This window comes from Spirillospora sp. NPDC000708, from assembly GCF_040299565.1.
Lineage (GTDB): Bacteria > Actinomycetota > Actinomycetes > Streptosporangiales > Streptosporangiaceae > Spirillospora.
On the sequence record NZ_JBEPCJ010000006.1, the window covers coordinates 177,722 to 190,966 of the forward strand.

At 75.5% G+C, this 13,245-nt stretch carries 12 protein-coding genes; 9 read left to right on the forward strand and 3 right to left on the reverse strand.

Annotation, left to right across the window (positions count from 1 at the left end):
- Positions 1–77: 77 nt before the first annotated feature.
- Positions 78–821, reverse strand: coding sequence for a YoaK family protein (locus ABT299_RS07530; protein WP_500250120.1), 744 nt, complete (start codon positions 819–821; stop codon positions 78–80).
- A 45-nt stretch (positions 822–866) separates the two neighbouring features.
- Positions 867–2,504, reverse strand: a complete 1,638-nt coding sequence (locus ABT299_RS07535) for a hypothetical protein (protein ID WP_500250121.1) — start codon at positions 2,502–2,504, stop codon at positions 867–869.
- Positions 2,505–2,813: 309 nt separating this feature from the next.
- On the opposite strand from ABT299_RS07535, the gene ABT299_RS07540 reads away from it, so the two are divergent.
- The 8 genes from ABT299_RS07540 to ABT299_RS07575 all read left to right on the forward strand — a co-directional run bounded on the left by ABT299_RS07540 (position 2,814) and on the right by ABT299_RS07575 (position 10,575).
- The gene (locus tag ABT299_RS07540; RefSeq protein ID WP_500250122.1) at positions 2,814–4,442 is read left to right on the forward strand and encodes a gamma-glutamyltransferase; all 1,629 of its coding nucleotides are present in this window, start codon (positions 2,814–2,816) and stop codon (positions 4,440–4,442) included.
- Between the two features lie 10 nt (positions 4,443–4,452).
- Entirely contained in the window at positions 4,453–4,920 is a 468-nt protein-coding gene (locus ABT299_RS07545) for a RidA family protein (protein ID WP_387026828.1), read from the forward strand.
- Positions 4,917–6,356 carry an aldehyde dehydrogenase family protein gene (locus ABT299_RS07550; RefSeq protein WP_347256538.1) on the forward strand — a complete coding sequence of 480 codons (1,440 nt, stop codon included), beginning with the start codon at positions 4,917–4,919 and terminating at the stop codon, positions 6,354–6,356. The genes ABT299_RS07545 and ABT299_RS07550 overlap by 4 nt, the downstream gene beginning before the upstream one ends.
- A 50-nt stretch (positions 6,357–6,406) precedes the next feature.
- Positions 6,407–7,120 (forward strand): iron-containing redox enzyme family protein, encoded by a 714-nt coding sequence (locus ABT299_RS07555; protein ID WP_190852768.1) that lies wholly within the window; start codon positions 6,407–6,409, stop codon positions 7,118–7,120.
- A gap of 65 nt (positions 7,121–7,185) precedes the next feature.
- Positions 7,186–7,545 (forward strand): Rieske 2Fe-2S domain-containing protein, encoded by a 360-nt coding sequence (locus ABT299_RS07560; RefSeq protein ID WP_190852765.1) that lies wholly within the window; start codon positions 7,186–7,188, stop codon positions 7,543–7,545.
- Complete coding sequence (locus ABT299_RS07565; RefSeq protein ID WP_500250123.1) at positions 7,542–8,759, forward strand: NAD(P)/FAD-dependent oxidoreductase; 1,218 nt, start codon at positions 7,542–7,544, stop codon at positions 8,757–8,759. The genes ABT299_RS07560 and ABT299_RS07565 overlap by 4 nt, the downstream gene beginning before the upstream one ends.
- An 86-nt stretch (positions 8,760–8,845) precedes the next feature.
- Positions 8,846–9,205 carry a Rieske (2Fe-2S) protein gene (locus tag ABT299_RS07570; protein ID WP_190852760.1) on the forward strand — a complete coding sequence of 120 codons (360 nt, stop codon included), beginning with the start codon at positions 8,846–8,848 and terminating at the stop codon, positions 9,203–9,205.
- Entirely contained in the window at positions 9,202–10,575 is a 1,374-nt protein-coding gene (locus ABT299_RS07575) for an MFS transporter (protein WP_190852756.1), read from the forward strand. The genes ABT299_RS07570 and ABT299_RS07575 overlap by 4 nt, the downstream gene beginning before the upstream one ends.
- Before the next feature lie 80 nt (positions 10,576–10,655).
- On the opposite strand, the gene ABT299_RS07580 is transcribed toward ABT299_RS07575, so the two are convergent.
- Entirely contained in the window at positions 10,656–12,353 is a 1,698-nt protein-coding gene (locus ABT299_RS07580) for a PucR family transcriptional regulator (protein WP_500250124.1), read from the reverse strand.
- A 381-nt stretch (positions 12,354–12,734) separates the two neighbouring features.
- On the opposite strand from ABT299_RS07580, the gene ABT299_RS07585 reads away from it, so the two are divergent.
- Positions 12,735–13,178: a heme-binding protein gene (locus ABT299_RS07585; protein WP_190852752.1), complete on the forward strand. Its 444-nt coding sequence runs from the start codon at positions 12,735–12,737 to the stop codon at positions 13,176–13,178.
- Positions 13,179–13,245 lie beyond the last annotated feature (67 nt).

Here is a 13,245-nt window from a genome sequence, read left to right on the forward strand (position 1 = left end):
AGGCCGCGCGTGATTCGCGAGGGTGCTTTGACCCGCGGGCCCGTCAGGACCCGCGGGTCAGGCGCGGTGCGGGTCCGTCAGGAGGCGCCGGCGGGGTGGAGGCGGCGGGCCGCCAGCACCACGACCAGCAGCACGGCGGGGCTGACCGCCGCCGCGACGATCGGCGCGTGCGCCATCAGCGCCCCGGCGACCGCCGCGCCCGCGGCGAGCGCGAGGATCACCGACGTCCGCAGCCCCGCCGCGGCGGTCCGCCCGGCGGTCAGCCCGCCCATGATCGAGGTGAGCGTGCCGGTGACGAACGTGGTGGTGACGCCGTCGGCGGCCATGCTGCGCGCGGCCGCCGTCTGCGCGCCCATCGCGGTGGACGACAGCGCGATCAGCGCGAGCAGCCCGGTGCCGTGCGGTTCGGCGCCGGCGAGCGCCCATCCGGCGAGGAACACCGTCTGCAGGGCGAGGACGACGCACAGGACGCCCGTGACGCGGGCCGGCCACACGTGCTCGGGGTCGGTGCGCCCGGCGACGCGGAACCCGGCGTACAGGCCGAGCGCGAACGCCAGCGTGGCGATCCCGCAGCGAGCCAGGTCGACGCCGTGCGCCTCGCCCGCCGCGAGGCCGAACAGCACGATGTTGCCGGTCATGTTGGCGGTGAAGACCTTCTCCATGCCGAGGAAGCCGACGATGTCGGTCGCCCCGGCGCCGAACGTGAGCAGCACCAGCAGCACGCCGCGCAGCCGGACGGGGGAGAGGGCGGGCCGGCCCGGGGCCGCCGCGTCCGGGGTACCGGACGCGGCGGCCGTGGACAGGTCGGACGAGGTGGTCACCTTGCTCCTTACACGAGGGGGAGGGACGTCGCGCGGGCGGGCGCGTCAGTAGATGATCAACCCGGCGACGGTGGCGACCACGAGCCCCACCACGACCGGCACGAACGATCTCCGGACGAGTTCCATCACCGGCACGCGGGCGAACCCGGCGACCGCCAGCAGCGACGACCAGGCGATCAGCACGCCGCCGCCGGACCATACGCAGCCCATCTGGCCGATCGCGGCGAGCAGCGCCGGGTCCACGCCGGACGTCGGGCCGAGCGTGCCGGCGAGCGAGCCGGTGAGCGGCAGCCCCGCGAAGCCCGACCCGTCCAGCCCGGTGATCATGCCGATGATCAGGACGCCGAAGCCCACGACGTAGCGGCTGTCGGGGATGGCGCCCTCCAGGTGGGTGACGGACTCGAACAGGAAGCCGGGCGCCTTCGCGCCGTCGCCGAGGCTCATGATCTTGCCGGCGAAGTCGGCGTTGCCGATGAAGAAGAACCCGGCGATCGGGATGACGACCCCCATCGCGCGGACGGCGAAGACGAGCCCGTCCACGATGTGGTCGGCGCAGGCCTGCAGCGCGTTGCCGGCGTCGCGGGCGACGGCGGCGGCGAGCAGCAGCGCGACGGTGACGCCGCCGACCAGGGCGGCGGCGTCGCCGCCGACGACCTCGGGGACCGCGTCGGTGAACTTGCCCAGCAGCATGTAGCCGACGAGCCCGACGAGCGCGAGCGGGATGATCGCCGCGAACGCCTTGGACCGCTTCGGGCAGTCGTCGCCGGGCAGGTCCCCGCCGTTCAGCGACCGGAGCGCGGCGGCGGCCATCGCGTCGCGCGGCTCGCCGCCCGAACGCCCCGGGCCGCCGGATCCGTTGCCGGACGAGCCGCCGGCGCGCGGCGCCGGGACGGTGCCGGACCCGGCCCCCGGCCCGGCGTCGGCGCCCGCGCCGGGCCCGTGGTCGAGGACGGTGACGGCACCGTCCCCCTCGACGGTGGCGGCGGCGGGCGCGGGCTGGAGGACGCGGCGGCGCAGCGGCAGGCCGGGGATGAGCGAGCGGCGCGTCGCCGGCGCGGCGGCCTCCGTCTCGCCGGCCTCCCAGCGTTCGAGGAGCAGCGCGTCCGGCTTGCGGTACTGCGAGCGGGTCATCAGGTAGCCGAGGAACAGCGCGACGCCGCCGGTGATCAGCGACAGCACCATGGCCTTGCCCGCGACGGCGTCGGTGCCGACGTTGGCGGCCTTGGCCGACAGGCCGGGCGCGACCTGGATGACGTAGTCGCTGGACAGGGCCATGCCCTGCCCGGCGACGGCGATGGCGAGCGCGGCGGCGATCGGCGGCAGCCCGGCGGCGATCGCGGCGGGCAGCAGGATCGCGCCCATCAGCGGCACCGCGGGCGTCGGCCAGAAGAACAGGCTGATCGCGTAGGTGACGAAGGCCAGCACCCAGAACGCCGAGTGCCCGGACCGCATGACCAGCCGGAACGGCTCGACCATGCGGCGGTCGGCGCCGAGCGCGCGCAGCGCGCCGAGCAGCGCGGTGACCAGCGCGATGATGAGGAAGATGTTGAAGAGCTCGGAGGCAGAGGTCAGGCTGGCATTGAAGATGGACTCCAGTCCCTTGACGAAGCTGCCGGTGAACGTCCAGGCCGTCAGGAACGTGGCCGCGATGGCCGGGATCACGACGTTCTTCCGCGCGATCATGACGGCGATGATGAGGACGATTCCGGAAAGATAGACCCAGTGAGCGGCTCCCACGGGCGCGCCACCTCCTGTCGGCGCCATCTGCGAGGCGATCGGCGCAACGGTTGCAGAGAATCTGCTCGATCCCTCCCCGGTGAGCAATGAGGAACGTGCACACGGCACAGGCAGTCATTTTGTGCACGATGTCGGACTCGTTCGCAAGCATTCAGCAGTGCCTGTTTTGGCTGTGCAGGGTGCCCAAGGAAGGGTGCTGATCTTCGGCATTCGGCCCGTATCGGGGCGGTTCGCGGCCCGCCGAGACTGGTCGGCATGTCAGCACAGAACGCAACGCCGGCGGGCTTCGGGCACCCCGGCCGCGGCCCCGCCGTCGCGTCCGGCGGCATGGTCGCCTCCAGCCACCCGGCGGTCAGCCTGGCCGGCGCGCGGGCCCTCGCCGAGGGCGGCAACGCGGTGGACGCGGCGCTCGCCATGGCCGCGCTGTCCTGGCTCGCGCTGCCCGGCCAGTGCGGCGTCGGCGGCGACGCGTTCGCGCTGCTGCGCCGCCCCGACGGGTCGGTCGCCGCGTTCAACGGCAGCGGCTTCGGCCCGGACGGCGGCGACCCCGCCTTCTACCGCGACCGCGGCCTCACCGCCGTCCCCCTGGAGGGCCCGCTCGCCGTCGCCGCCCCCGGCGCGGTCGCGGCGCTCGCCGCCCTGCACGCCGACTCCGCGTCCCGCAGCCTGCCCGAGCTGTGGGCGCCCGCGATCGACGCCGCCGAGAACGGCCTGCCCTGCACGCTGAAGACCCGCGCCGACATCGTCGAGCGCCGCGACGCCCTCGCCCGCGACGCCGGCACCGCCGGAACGTTCCTGCCGGGCGGGCGCGTCCCGTCCGCCGGCGAGCCGCTCCACCAGCGCGAGCTCGCCGCGACCCTGCGCCGCCTCGCCGCCGACCCCGCCGACCTGTACGCGGGCGGCCTCGCCGAGCGGTGCGTGGACGCGCTCGTCGCGGGTGGCGCCCCGTTCTCCGGCTACGAGTGGATGGCGAGCGGGCGCTCCGCCGCCGAGACGCCGCTGACCTGCACGTACCAGGGCGCGACCGTCCACCTCACGACGCCGCCGACGCCCGGCTGGATGGTGGCGCAGCAGGCCGGCCTCTGCGACGGCGTGCTGTCGGAGCTGCCGTGGCTGTCCGCCGAGGCCGTCCACCGGATGGCGTCCGCCGCCCGGCTCGCGTTCGCCGACCGCTTCGCCGGGTGCGGCTCCGACAGCGACCACTGGCGCGGGCTGCTCGCCGCCGACGCGATCGCCGCCGCCCGCGCCCGCCTCGACGGCGGCGACCTGCCCGCCGCCCTCGCCTCGCCCGTCCCCGCCGGCGGCGACACCACGTCGATGGTCGCGGTGGACGCCGAGGGCCGCGCGGTCAGCCTCATCCACTCGCTCGCCTTCACCTTCGGCGCCCGGATGACCGTCCCCGGCACCGGGATCGTGCTGAACAACCGGCTCGGGCGCGGCGCCTACCTCATCGACGGCCACCCGAACGAGGTCCGGCCGCGGCGGCGCCCGCTGCACACCCTGAACGCCTGGCTCGTCACCGACGCCGCGGGCCGCCTCCTGCACGTCGGCAACACCCCGGGCGGCGACGGCCAGGTCCAGTGGAACGCCCAGCTGCTCTCGCACCTGCTCGACCACGGCCACGACCCCGCGACGGCCGTCGCCGCGCCCCGCTTCACCGTCCACCCCGGCAGCGACGCCGACGTCATCGGACGCCCGCCGGAACTGCGCGTCGAGTCGCGGCTCGGCGGCGCGCGCATCGAGGCGCTCCGCGCGTCCGGGCACGACGTCGCCGTCCAGGATGCGTGGGACGCCGGCGGCAGCGCCCAGATCGTCTCCGTCGCCGGCGGCGCGCTCCTCGGCGCCTCCGACCCGCGCCAGGACGGGGTGGCCCTCGGTGTCTGAAGCAAGCCCGGTGTCCGAAGCAAGCCCGGTGCCCGCGCCGAGCCCGGCGCCGCGTCCGCAGGGCGCCTACGTCACCGCCGTCGCCGAACCGCTGCGCGCGGGCGACGTCCTGCTCACCAGCGCCGGGATGACCCCGCGCGAGGACGGCCGGCTGGTCGTGACCGGGCTCGCCGGGCGGGACCTCGACGTCGCGCAGGCCCGCGGCGCCGCCGCGCTCGCCGCCCGCAACGCCGTCGCCGCGCTGTCCGCCGGGCACGCCGGCCGGGTCCGGCGCTGGCTCCGGATGACCGTGTACGTGGCCTGCGCCGACGGATTCACCGACCTGTCCGCCGTCGCCGACGGGGCCTCCGAGGTCCTGGACGGCCTCGGGCTCGGCCGCCCCGCGCGCAGCGCGATCGGCGTCCGCGCGCTGCCCGGCGGCGCCCCGGTGGAAGTCGAGCTGACCGCGATCGCCGCACCGAACGTGGAGGACGAGTGACCGTGCACAATGGCCTGAATCTCATCGGCGGGGAATGGGTTCCCGCGGCGTCGGGAGTGACGTTCCGGCGGCACGATCCCGCCGACCTCGGCGACGTCGTCGGCGAGTTCCCCGAATCGTCGGCGGCGGACGTGGAAAAGGCCGTCGCGGGCGCCGTCGAAGGCGCCGCGGAATGGGGCGCGACGGCCGCCGAGAAGCGCGCCGACGTCCTGGAGGCGGCCGCGCGGTGGCTGGAGGACCGGGCGGACGGCCTCGTCCGCGAGCTGGTCCGCGAGGAGGGCAAGACCCGCGCCGAGGCCGCCATGGAGGTCTCCCGGACGCCCCGGAACCTGCGCTTCTACGCCGCCGAGGCCCACCGGATCGCGGGGGAGAGCTACCCGTCCGCGGACGGCGGCCTCGTCTACACGCGGCGCGAGCCCGTCGGGGTGGTCGGCGCCATCACGCCGTGGAACTTCCCGCTGAACATCCCGTCCCGCAAGCTCGGTCCCGCGCTGGCGGCGGGGAACGCGGTGGTGTTCAAGCCGTCGCCGGTGACGCCGCTGCTCGCGCAGCGGCTCGTCGAGGCGCTGCTCGCGGGCGGCCTGCCCGCCAAGGCGATCGCGCTGGTGCACGGCGGCGCCGAGGCCGGCGCGGCCGTCGCCGCCGACGAGCGGGTCGGCGCGGTCACGTTCACCGGCTCCACCCGCGCGGGACGGGCCGTCCACGCGGCGGTCGGGCCCGCGCGGCGCGCGCAGCTGGAGATGGGCGGCAAGAACCCGGTCGTCGTCATGGACGACGCGGACCTGGACCGCGCCGCGCAGATCATCCTCAAGGGCGCGTTCGGGCTGTCCGGCCAGGCGTGCACCGGCACCAGCCGGGTCATCGCGCACGACGCCGTCCACGACGAGCTGCTCGACCGGGTCGCGCGCGCCGCCGAGGCCCGGGTCGTCGGGAACGGCCTGGACGACGGCGTCCAGATGGGCCCGCTCGCCGCCGACTTCCAGCTGGAGAAGTTCCTCGACTACGTCCGGATCGGCGAGGAGGAGGGCGCCAAGCTCGTCACCGGCGGGCGGCGCCTGCCCGGCGACGGCTACTTCGTCGCCCCCGCCGTCTTCGCCGGCCTCGCCCCGGACATGCGGATCACCCGCGAGGAGATCTTCGGGCCGGTGCTCGGGTTCCAGCGGGCGTCCGGCCTGGACGAGGCGGTCGCGCTGGCGAACGGCACCGACTACGGGCTGTCCGCCGGGATCGTCACCCGCGACCTGGACCGGGCGCTGGAGTTCGCGCGGCGCTCCGACAGCGGCCTGGTGAAGGTGAACCAGCCGACGTCCGGAATGGCGATGACCGTCCCGTTCGGCGGCCTGAAGGACTCCAGCACGCAGACGTTCAAGGAGCAGGCCGGCCCTTCAATGATGCTCTTCTACCTGCGCGAGAAGAGCGTCTACATCACCCCCTGAGAAGACCACCTGAAACAGGATTCGCCGCACCACCGGAAGGGAGCAAGGAAATGGCAGAGCTGCTGTCCAAGGAAGAGTTCCGCGCCGCGCTGGAGAACGCCATCAAGGGACGCGAGGCGAAGAACGCCTCGTTCAGCCAGGCGTGGGCCAACGGTGAGCTGAAGCGGGAGCACTTCGCCCGCTGGGCGGAGAACCACTACCACTACGTCGGGCCGTTCGCCGACTACCTCGGCTACGTCTACGGCAACACGCCCGACGAGTTCACCGGCGCCAAGGACTTCACCCTGCAGAACATGTACGAGGAGGAGCTCGCCGACATCCGCCACACCGACCTGCTGATCCGGTTCGCCGAGGCGTGCGGCACCACCCGGGAGCGGGTCGAGAACCCCGACAACATGAACGCCATCACCCGCGGCCTCCAGGCCTGGTGCTACGCGGTCGCGATGCGCGAGCACTTCGTGGTCGCCACCGCCGCCCTCGTGGTCGGCCTGGAGTCGCAGGTGCCGGGCATCTACAAGAAGCAGATCGTGCCGCTGCGCGAGGTGTACGGGTTCACCGAGGACGAGATCGAGTTCTTCGACCTGCACATCACCTCCGACGTGGTGCACGGCGAGCGCGGCTACCAGATCGTCCTGGACCACGCGGACACGCCGGCGCTCCAGCAGCGCTGCCTGAAGCTCTGCCGGTGGGGCGCGGAGATGCGCTTCTCCTACACGCAGGGCCTCTACGACACCTACGTCAAGCCCGACCTCGTCGGCGCCTGATCCGATCCCGACCCGGCGGCGGGGCCCGGCGGCCCCGTCGCCGCACCACACGCGAGGAGGAGCACGTGGACGAGCAGCCCGAGGAGTGGGTGGAGGCGGCGTCGCTGGCGCAGCTGCGCAAGCGCAGGCGGCTCGGCGTGACCGTGGCCGGGCGGCCGGTCGCGCTGTTCCTGGTCGGCGACGACGTCTACGCGCTGGACGACGTGTGCGTCCACAAGCAGCGGTCCCTGTCGAAGGGGACCGTGCTGAACGGGCGGGTGATCTGCCCCGGCCACCAGTGGCTGATCGACCCGGCGACCGGACGCGTCGAGGACCGGGACGAGTGCCAGCCGAGCCACGCCGTGCGGATCGCCGGCGACGCCGTCTACGTGGACCCGCGCCCGCGCGTCCTGACCGAGCAGCCCGTGAAGGAGGGCGCGCAATGATCGAGTCGGTCGTGGTGGCCGGGGCGGGGCAGACCGCCGCCGTCGCCGCCCGCACGCTGCGCCGCCGCGGCTTCGAGGGCCGCGTGGTCCTGGTCGGCGCCGAACCGCACGTCCCGTACCAGCGGCCGCCGCTGTCGAAGGAGTACCTGGCGGGCGAGGACGGCCGCGACGAGCTGTACCTGCTCACCCCCGACTGGTGCGAGTCCAACGGCGTCGAGCTGCGGCTCGGCGCCGCGGCGACCGCGATCCGGCCGGCCGAGCGGAGCCTGGAGCTCGCGGACGGCTCGTCGCTGCGGGCCGGCGCGCTGCTGATCGCGACCGGCGGGCGGCCGCGCCGGCTGCCCGGGATCGAGGGCGACCGGGTCCGGTACCTGCGCACCATCGAGGACGCCGACCGGCTGCGCGCCGAGCTGCGGCCGGGCGCGCGGGTCGTGGTGATCGGCGCCGGGTTCGTCGGCTGCGAGGTCGCGTCCACCGCGATCGACCTCGGCGCGCGGGTCACGCTGGTCGAGCAGGCGGGACGGCCGCTCGCGCACGTCCTCGGCGACCTGATGGGCGACGTCATGGCCGCGCTGCTGCGCACCAGCGGCGTCGACCTGCGCACCGGGGAGAAGGTCGAGGGCTACACCGAGACCGCGTCGGGCGCGGTCGTCACGACCAGCGGCGGCGCGTCGCTGGAGGCGGACGTGGTCGTCGTCGGCGCCGGCATGGTGCCGAACGTCGAGGCCGTCACCGGCGCGGGCATCGAGACCGCGGGCGGCATCCCGGTCGACGAGTACTGCCGGACGTCCGTCGACGGCGTCTACGCGGCCGGCGACGTCGCGCTGCAGTGGCGGCCCGAGCTGGGGCGCCGCGTCCGCGCCGAGCACTTCGACAACGCCAACGCGCAGGGCATGGCCGCCGCGAAGAACATCCTCGGCGGGACGTCCGCGCACACCGCGCCGCCGTGGTTCTGGTCCGACCAGTTCGGCCGCAACCTCCAGCACGCCGGGCACTGCGACGGCGCCGACCGGATCGTCGTCCGCGGCCGCGTCGAGGACTTCGACTTCGTCGCCTTCTACCTCGCCGGCGGCGTGCTGCGCGGCGCGTTCGGCGTCGACCGCGGCGGCGACCTCGCCGTGGCGCGGCAGCTCATCGGCGCCGGCGCCGCCCCCGACCCGGACGTCCTGCGCGACGAGGACGCCGACCTCATCGAGATCTTCGACACCCTCTAGACCCCTGGCGAGACCCCGGCGGCATCCCGCCGACCGGCCCGGCGAGACCCCGCCGGCCCGACCCGACGCACCCTGAGGAGCGACCGATGGAATACCAGCCCGTGGCCCGCTCGGGCCAGGTGCCCGAGGGCGTCGTCCGCCGCTTCTTCGTGGGCGAGGCCGAGGTGGCCGTCGCCCGCTGGGACGGCGAGGTGCACGCCATGTCCAACTACTGCACCCACCTGGACTGCCTGCTGTCGTCCGGCCGCGCCACCGAGGACGGCCTGCTGTGCTCCTGCCACGGCAGCGTGTTCGACTTCGCCACCGGCGAGCCGATCACGCCCCCGGCGACCAAGGCGATCCGGGTGTACCCGGTGAAGGAGGAGGACGGGCAGATCCTCGTGCACGTCCCGGCCGAGGACGCCGCGAACGGCGGCCCGCGCCGCCGCAAGCTCGCCCGCGGATGACCGCGGTCGACCGGGGGCACGGCGCCCGGGACGGCCACCGGGCGGGGCGCGGATCGTGGGCGGCGCTCGTCCCGCTGCTGCTCGGCACGTTCACCGGGACCGTGGCGAACACCATCGTCAACGTCCCGCTGACGCTGATCCTGCGGGACCTGCGCGCCCCGATCTCCGCCGGGACCCTGGTCGTCGTCGCGTTCACGCTGACGTTCGCGGTGCTGCTGCCCGTGTCGGGGTGGCTCGGCGACCGGATCGGCCCGCGCCGGGTGTTCGTCGCGGCCATGGTCGTGCTGGCGGTCGCGTCGGCGGGCGCCGGGCTCGCCGGGACGCTGCCGCTGCTGGTCGCGATGCGCGCCGTGCAGGGCGTCGCGACCGCCGCGATGCTGCCCGCGGTCATGGCGCTGATCGCCGCCCGCTTCGACGGGGACCGGCGCGGCCGCGCCCTCGGCCTGTGGGCCGCCGCGAACGGCGTCGGGCAGGCCGCCGGACCGGCGCTCGGCGGCGGCCTCGCCACCTGGTTCGGGTGGCACGCGGTGTTCTGGCCGGTCGTGCCGGTGTGCCTGGCCGCCGCCGGCCTCGCGGTCCGGTACGTGCCGCCGGGGCGCGCGCGGGCCGTCCCGCTCGACTGGCGCGGCGCCGCGCTGCTCACCCTCGCCGCCGCGTTCGGCCTCGGCGCCACGTCCGCCGCCGCGAGCCTCGGCGCCGCCTCTCCCGTCGTGTGGTGCGGCGCCCTCGCCGGGCTGCTCGCCGCCGGCGGCTACGTCGCGTCCTCACGCGGGCGGCCCGACGCGTTCCTGCCGCCGCGCCTGCTGATCGAGACCCGCTACCTGCGGTCGTGCCTCAGCGTCCTCGCGCAGATGTTCTGCCTCGGCGCGACGCTGCTCGCCGTCCCCGTCTACCTGACCACGCAGCGGCACACCGCCACCCTCGTCGCGGGCGCCTATCTGTTGAGCCTGCCGCTGGCGATGTCGCTGCTCGGGCCCGTCACCGGCCTGCTGATGGAGCGGCTCGGCGCCCGGACGGTCCTGCGTGGCGGGCTCGCCGTCCTCATCGCCGGGCAGGCGCTCGTCGCCGCCGTGCTCGCCTGGTCCTGGGGGATCCCGCCGCTGCTCGCCGCCCTCGCGCTGACCGGGGCCGGCGTCGCGTTCGTCCAGACCCCCGCCGCGACCGGCGCCACCCGCTCGGACGCCGGGCGGATCGGCGCCGGCCTCGGCCTGTTCAACCTGCTGCGCTTCGGCGGATCGGCGGTCGGCGCCGCGTGGGTCGGCGCCGTCCTCGACCAGGCCCCCGCGTTCGGCCTCGTCTTCACCGTCAGCGCCGCGACGGCCGCGCTGGGCCTCCTGGCCTCCCACCTGGGCCCCGACCCCCTCCGCTGACCTGCGGCGAGTCGTCGTCATGGAATCGGCCATGACGAGGACTCGCCGCAGGTCGGCGCTGTTCGGCCGGCGTCGGCCGGTCAGCGGGGCGCGGCGGCGGGCGGGGCCATCTCGTCGGCGAGGCTGCCGGTGACCGTCGTCAGCGTGTCGATGTGCAGCGCCAGCCAGAACATGAACTGCGCGTCCGCCGACCGGATGTCCATCCGCAGCGCCCGCGACGCCCGGTCCAGCTTGTAGAGCATCGTGTTGCGGTGCATGCCGAGCTCGCGGGCCGCCGCGTTCAGGTTCCCCGACGTCCTGATGTACGCCAGCACGATCTGCTCCAGGTCGCCGCCGTTCGCGCGGCGCAGCGGGGCGAGCGTCTCCTGCGCGAACGACTTGGCCTCCGCGCTGCCCGCGACGTCCTTCAGCGCGGCGAACACGCGCAGGTCGTCGTAGCCGCAGACGGGCGCCGCCGACGTGTGCCAGGCGAGGCCCATCGCGAGCCGCGCCTCGTGGTAGCCGGCCGCGACGCCCGCCGCGCCGGCGCCGGGGCGCCCGTGCGTCACCCGCAGGTCCTCGCCGAGCTGCGCGCGCAGCGCCCGGTGCAGCCGCTCGGCGAACCGGGCCGCCTCCGCGCGCTGCTTCAGCGGGTCCGGCCCGGCCGTCACCTGCCGGATCACCACGATCGTCGAGCCGATCGCGGCGGTCAGCGTGCATCCCGCGGGCTCCAGCGTCTGCGCGGTGCGGGTGGCGGTGACCGTCCGGCGCAGGTAGTCACGGCCGACCGGCAGCAGCGCCGCCGCCGACACCACGTGCACCGCGTAGTGGCCGTCCACGTCGAAGTCGTGGTGCCGGGCGCGCGCGCCCAGCTCGTGCGGGTCGGCGAACCGGCCGTGCACGAGGGCCTCGACGAAGTCGCCGCGGGCCCGCTCCTCCGCGGCCCGCACCGACCGCTGCCGCAGCATCTCCGACCCGATCAGCGTCGCGCCGTGCTCGGCGACGACGCGGTGCTGCGCCAGGTCGTGCGGGTCCGGCGGGCACGTCCGCTCGACCATCACCAGCCGCCCGAACGGCTCGCCGCCGACGACCACGGGCGTGATCAGCGCGTTCAGCGTCACGCCCGGCGCGACGGCCAGCTCCGCCTCGGCCGCGTGCGCGTGCCCGTCCAGGACGGCGTCCGGCCCGCGCGGGGGCGGCGCCGGGAGCGCGGCCTGCACGGCGTCCGGGTCCGGGGCGGGGCCGTCGGGCGTCTCCGCCCACGCCAGCCGCTCGCCCTCCGCGTCGCAGATCAGCACCGAGCAGCGCGACAGCCCGACGATCGCGTGCGCCATCGCCGGGATGCCCGGCCCGTGCGCGAGGACCTCGGCGAGCGTGCGGTGCACGCGCGTCCCGTACTCCAGGATGTGCGCGGCCTGCGCGAGCGCCTTCTGCCCGACGAGCCGGCTCACCGCCCGGTAGTCGGCCTCGGCGGGCAGCACCAGCAGCGGGACGCCCGCCGCGTCGGCGGCGCGGGCCGCGGCGGAGAGGTCGGCGTCGGCGCCGCGCGGGCGCCAGGCCAGCAGCGCGGCGGCCTCCCGGCGGACCAGGCCGGCGACCACCGCCGCCGCCTCGTCCGGCGGGGCCAGCGCGGCCACCGGCAGGTGGACGGCGACCCCGGCGAGGTCGGGGCCGGGACCGGCGCCCGGGTCGGTGCGGGTCTCCGACAGCGGCAGGCACCAGCCGACGCCGCGGTCGAGACCGGACGCCCCGGCGACCAGGGTGCCGCGCAGCAGCGGCTCGGCGAGCAGGGTGCGCACCGGCACCTGGTCGGCGGCCGCGGCCGGTGCTGCGCCTGCCGGTGCTGGGCCTGCCGGTGCTGGAGCGGCGGGTGCGGCGCCGGCGGGCTCGGGGCCGGCCGGGGCCGGTGCGGGGGTCGTCGCGGATACCGATGGTTGTGCCATGTGCCCACATCCCGTCCGGATCGTTCGGCAGAGTGTACATAGCCCCGGTGGAGGCGGTCCTCCGAGACTGACGGGAGTGATGGCAATTCGTGGCGGACGGTGGGAGCCGGCGCTTCATCCGTCAGCCACATCCTGCGCGACAATTCCGATTCCGGCAATACCCATCTTCACCCGCTGTGGAAACGGCGGCGTGGGCATTCCGGGACGGCGTTTCCGCTCGACACGACCGGAGGTCCCGTGCACACCGTTCACCGGCTCACCCTGGAAGACGCCCTGGTCATGCTGACCGCAGCCGAGGAGGAGGCGCGGCGCATCGGGGTGAAGCAGACGATCTGCATCGCCGACGACGGCGCCCACCCGATCGCGCTGCACCGGATGACCGGCGCCCGCCTCACCGGCGTGGAGATCGCGATCGCCAAGGCGTTCACCGCGGCCGGCCACCAGCGCGACACCCACAAGTTCAACGAGCCGCCGAACGGGCCCGCGCTGCCCGGCAACGAGGCGTTCGGCATCAACCAGATGCTGCCCGGCAAGTTCGCGATCTTCGTCGGCGGCTTCCCGATCGTGCACGAGGGCGAGGTCGTCGGCGCGGTCGGCGTCAGCGGCGGCAACGGCGACCAGGACAAGGCCGTCGGCGCCGCCGCCCTCCGCGCCTTCCAGGAGAAGATCGCCTCCGCCTAGCGGGCGTCCACGGGCCCTGACGCGGCCCCGCCGGGCCGGACGGGGGGCGGCCCCCCCGCCCGCCCCC

Bases quoted from the DNA above. Each gene is read 5' to 3' on its own strand.
- ABT299_RS07535 (WP_500250121.1), bottom strand. From the start codon at position 2,504: ATGATCGCGCGGAAGAACGTCGTGATCCCGGCCATCGCGGCCACGTTC.
- ABT299_RS07540 (WP_500250122.1), top strand. From the start codon at position 2,814: ATGTCAGCACAGAACGCAACGCCGGCGGGCTTCGGGCACCCCGGCCGC.
- ABT299_RS07555 (WP_190852768.1), top strand. From the start codon at position 6,407: ATGGCAGAGCTGCTGTCCAAGGAAGAGTTCCGCGCCGCGCTGGAGAAC.
- ABT299_RS07565 (WP_500250123.1), top strand. From the start codon at position 7,542: ATGATCGAGTCGGTCGTGGTGGCCGGGGCGGGGCAGACCGCCGCCGTC.
- ABT299_RS07570 (WP_190852760.1), top strand. From the start codon at position 8,846: ATGGAATACCAGCCCGTGGCCCGCTCGGGCCAGGTGCCCGAGGGCGTC.
- ABT299_RS07575 (WP_190852756.1), top strand. From the start codon at position 9,202: ATGACCGCGGTCGACCGGGGGCACGGCGCCCGGGACGGCCACCGGGCG.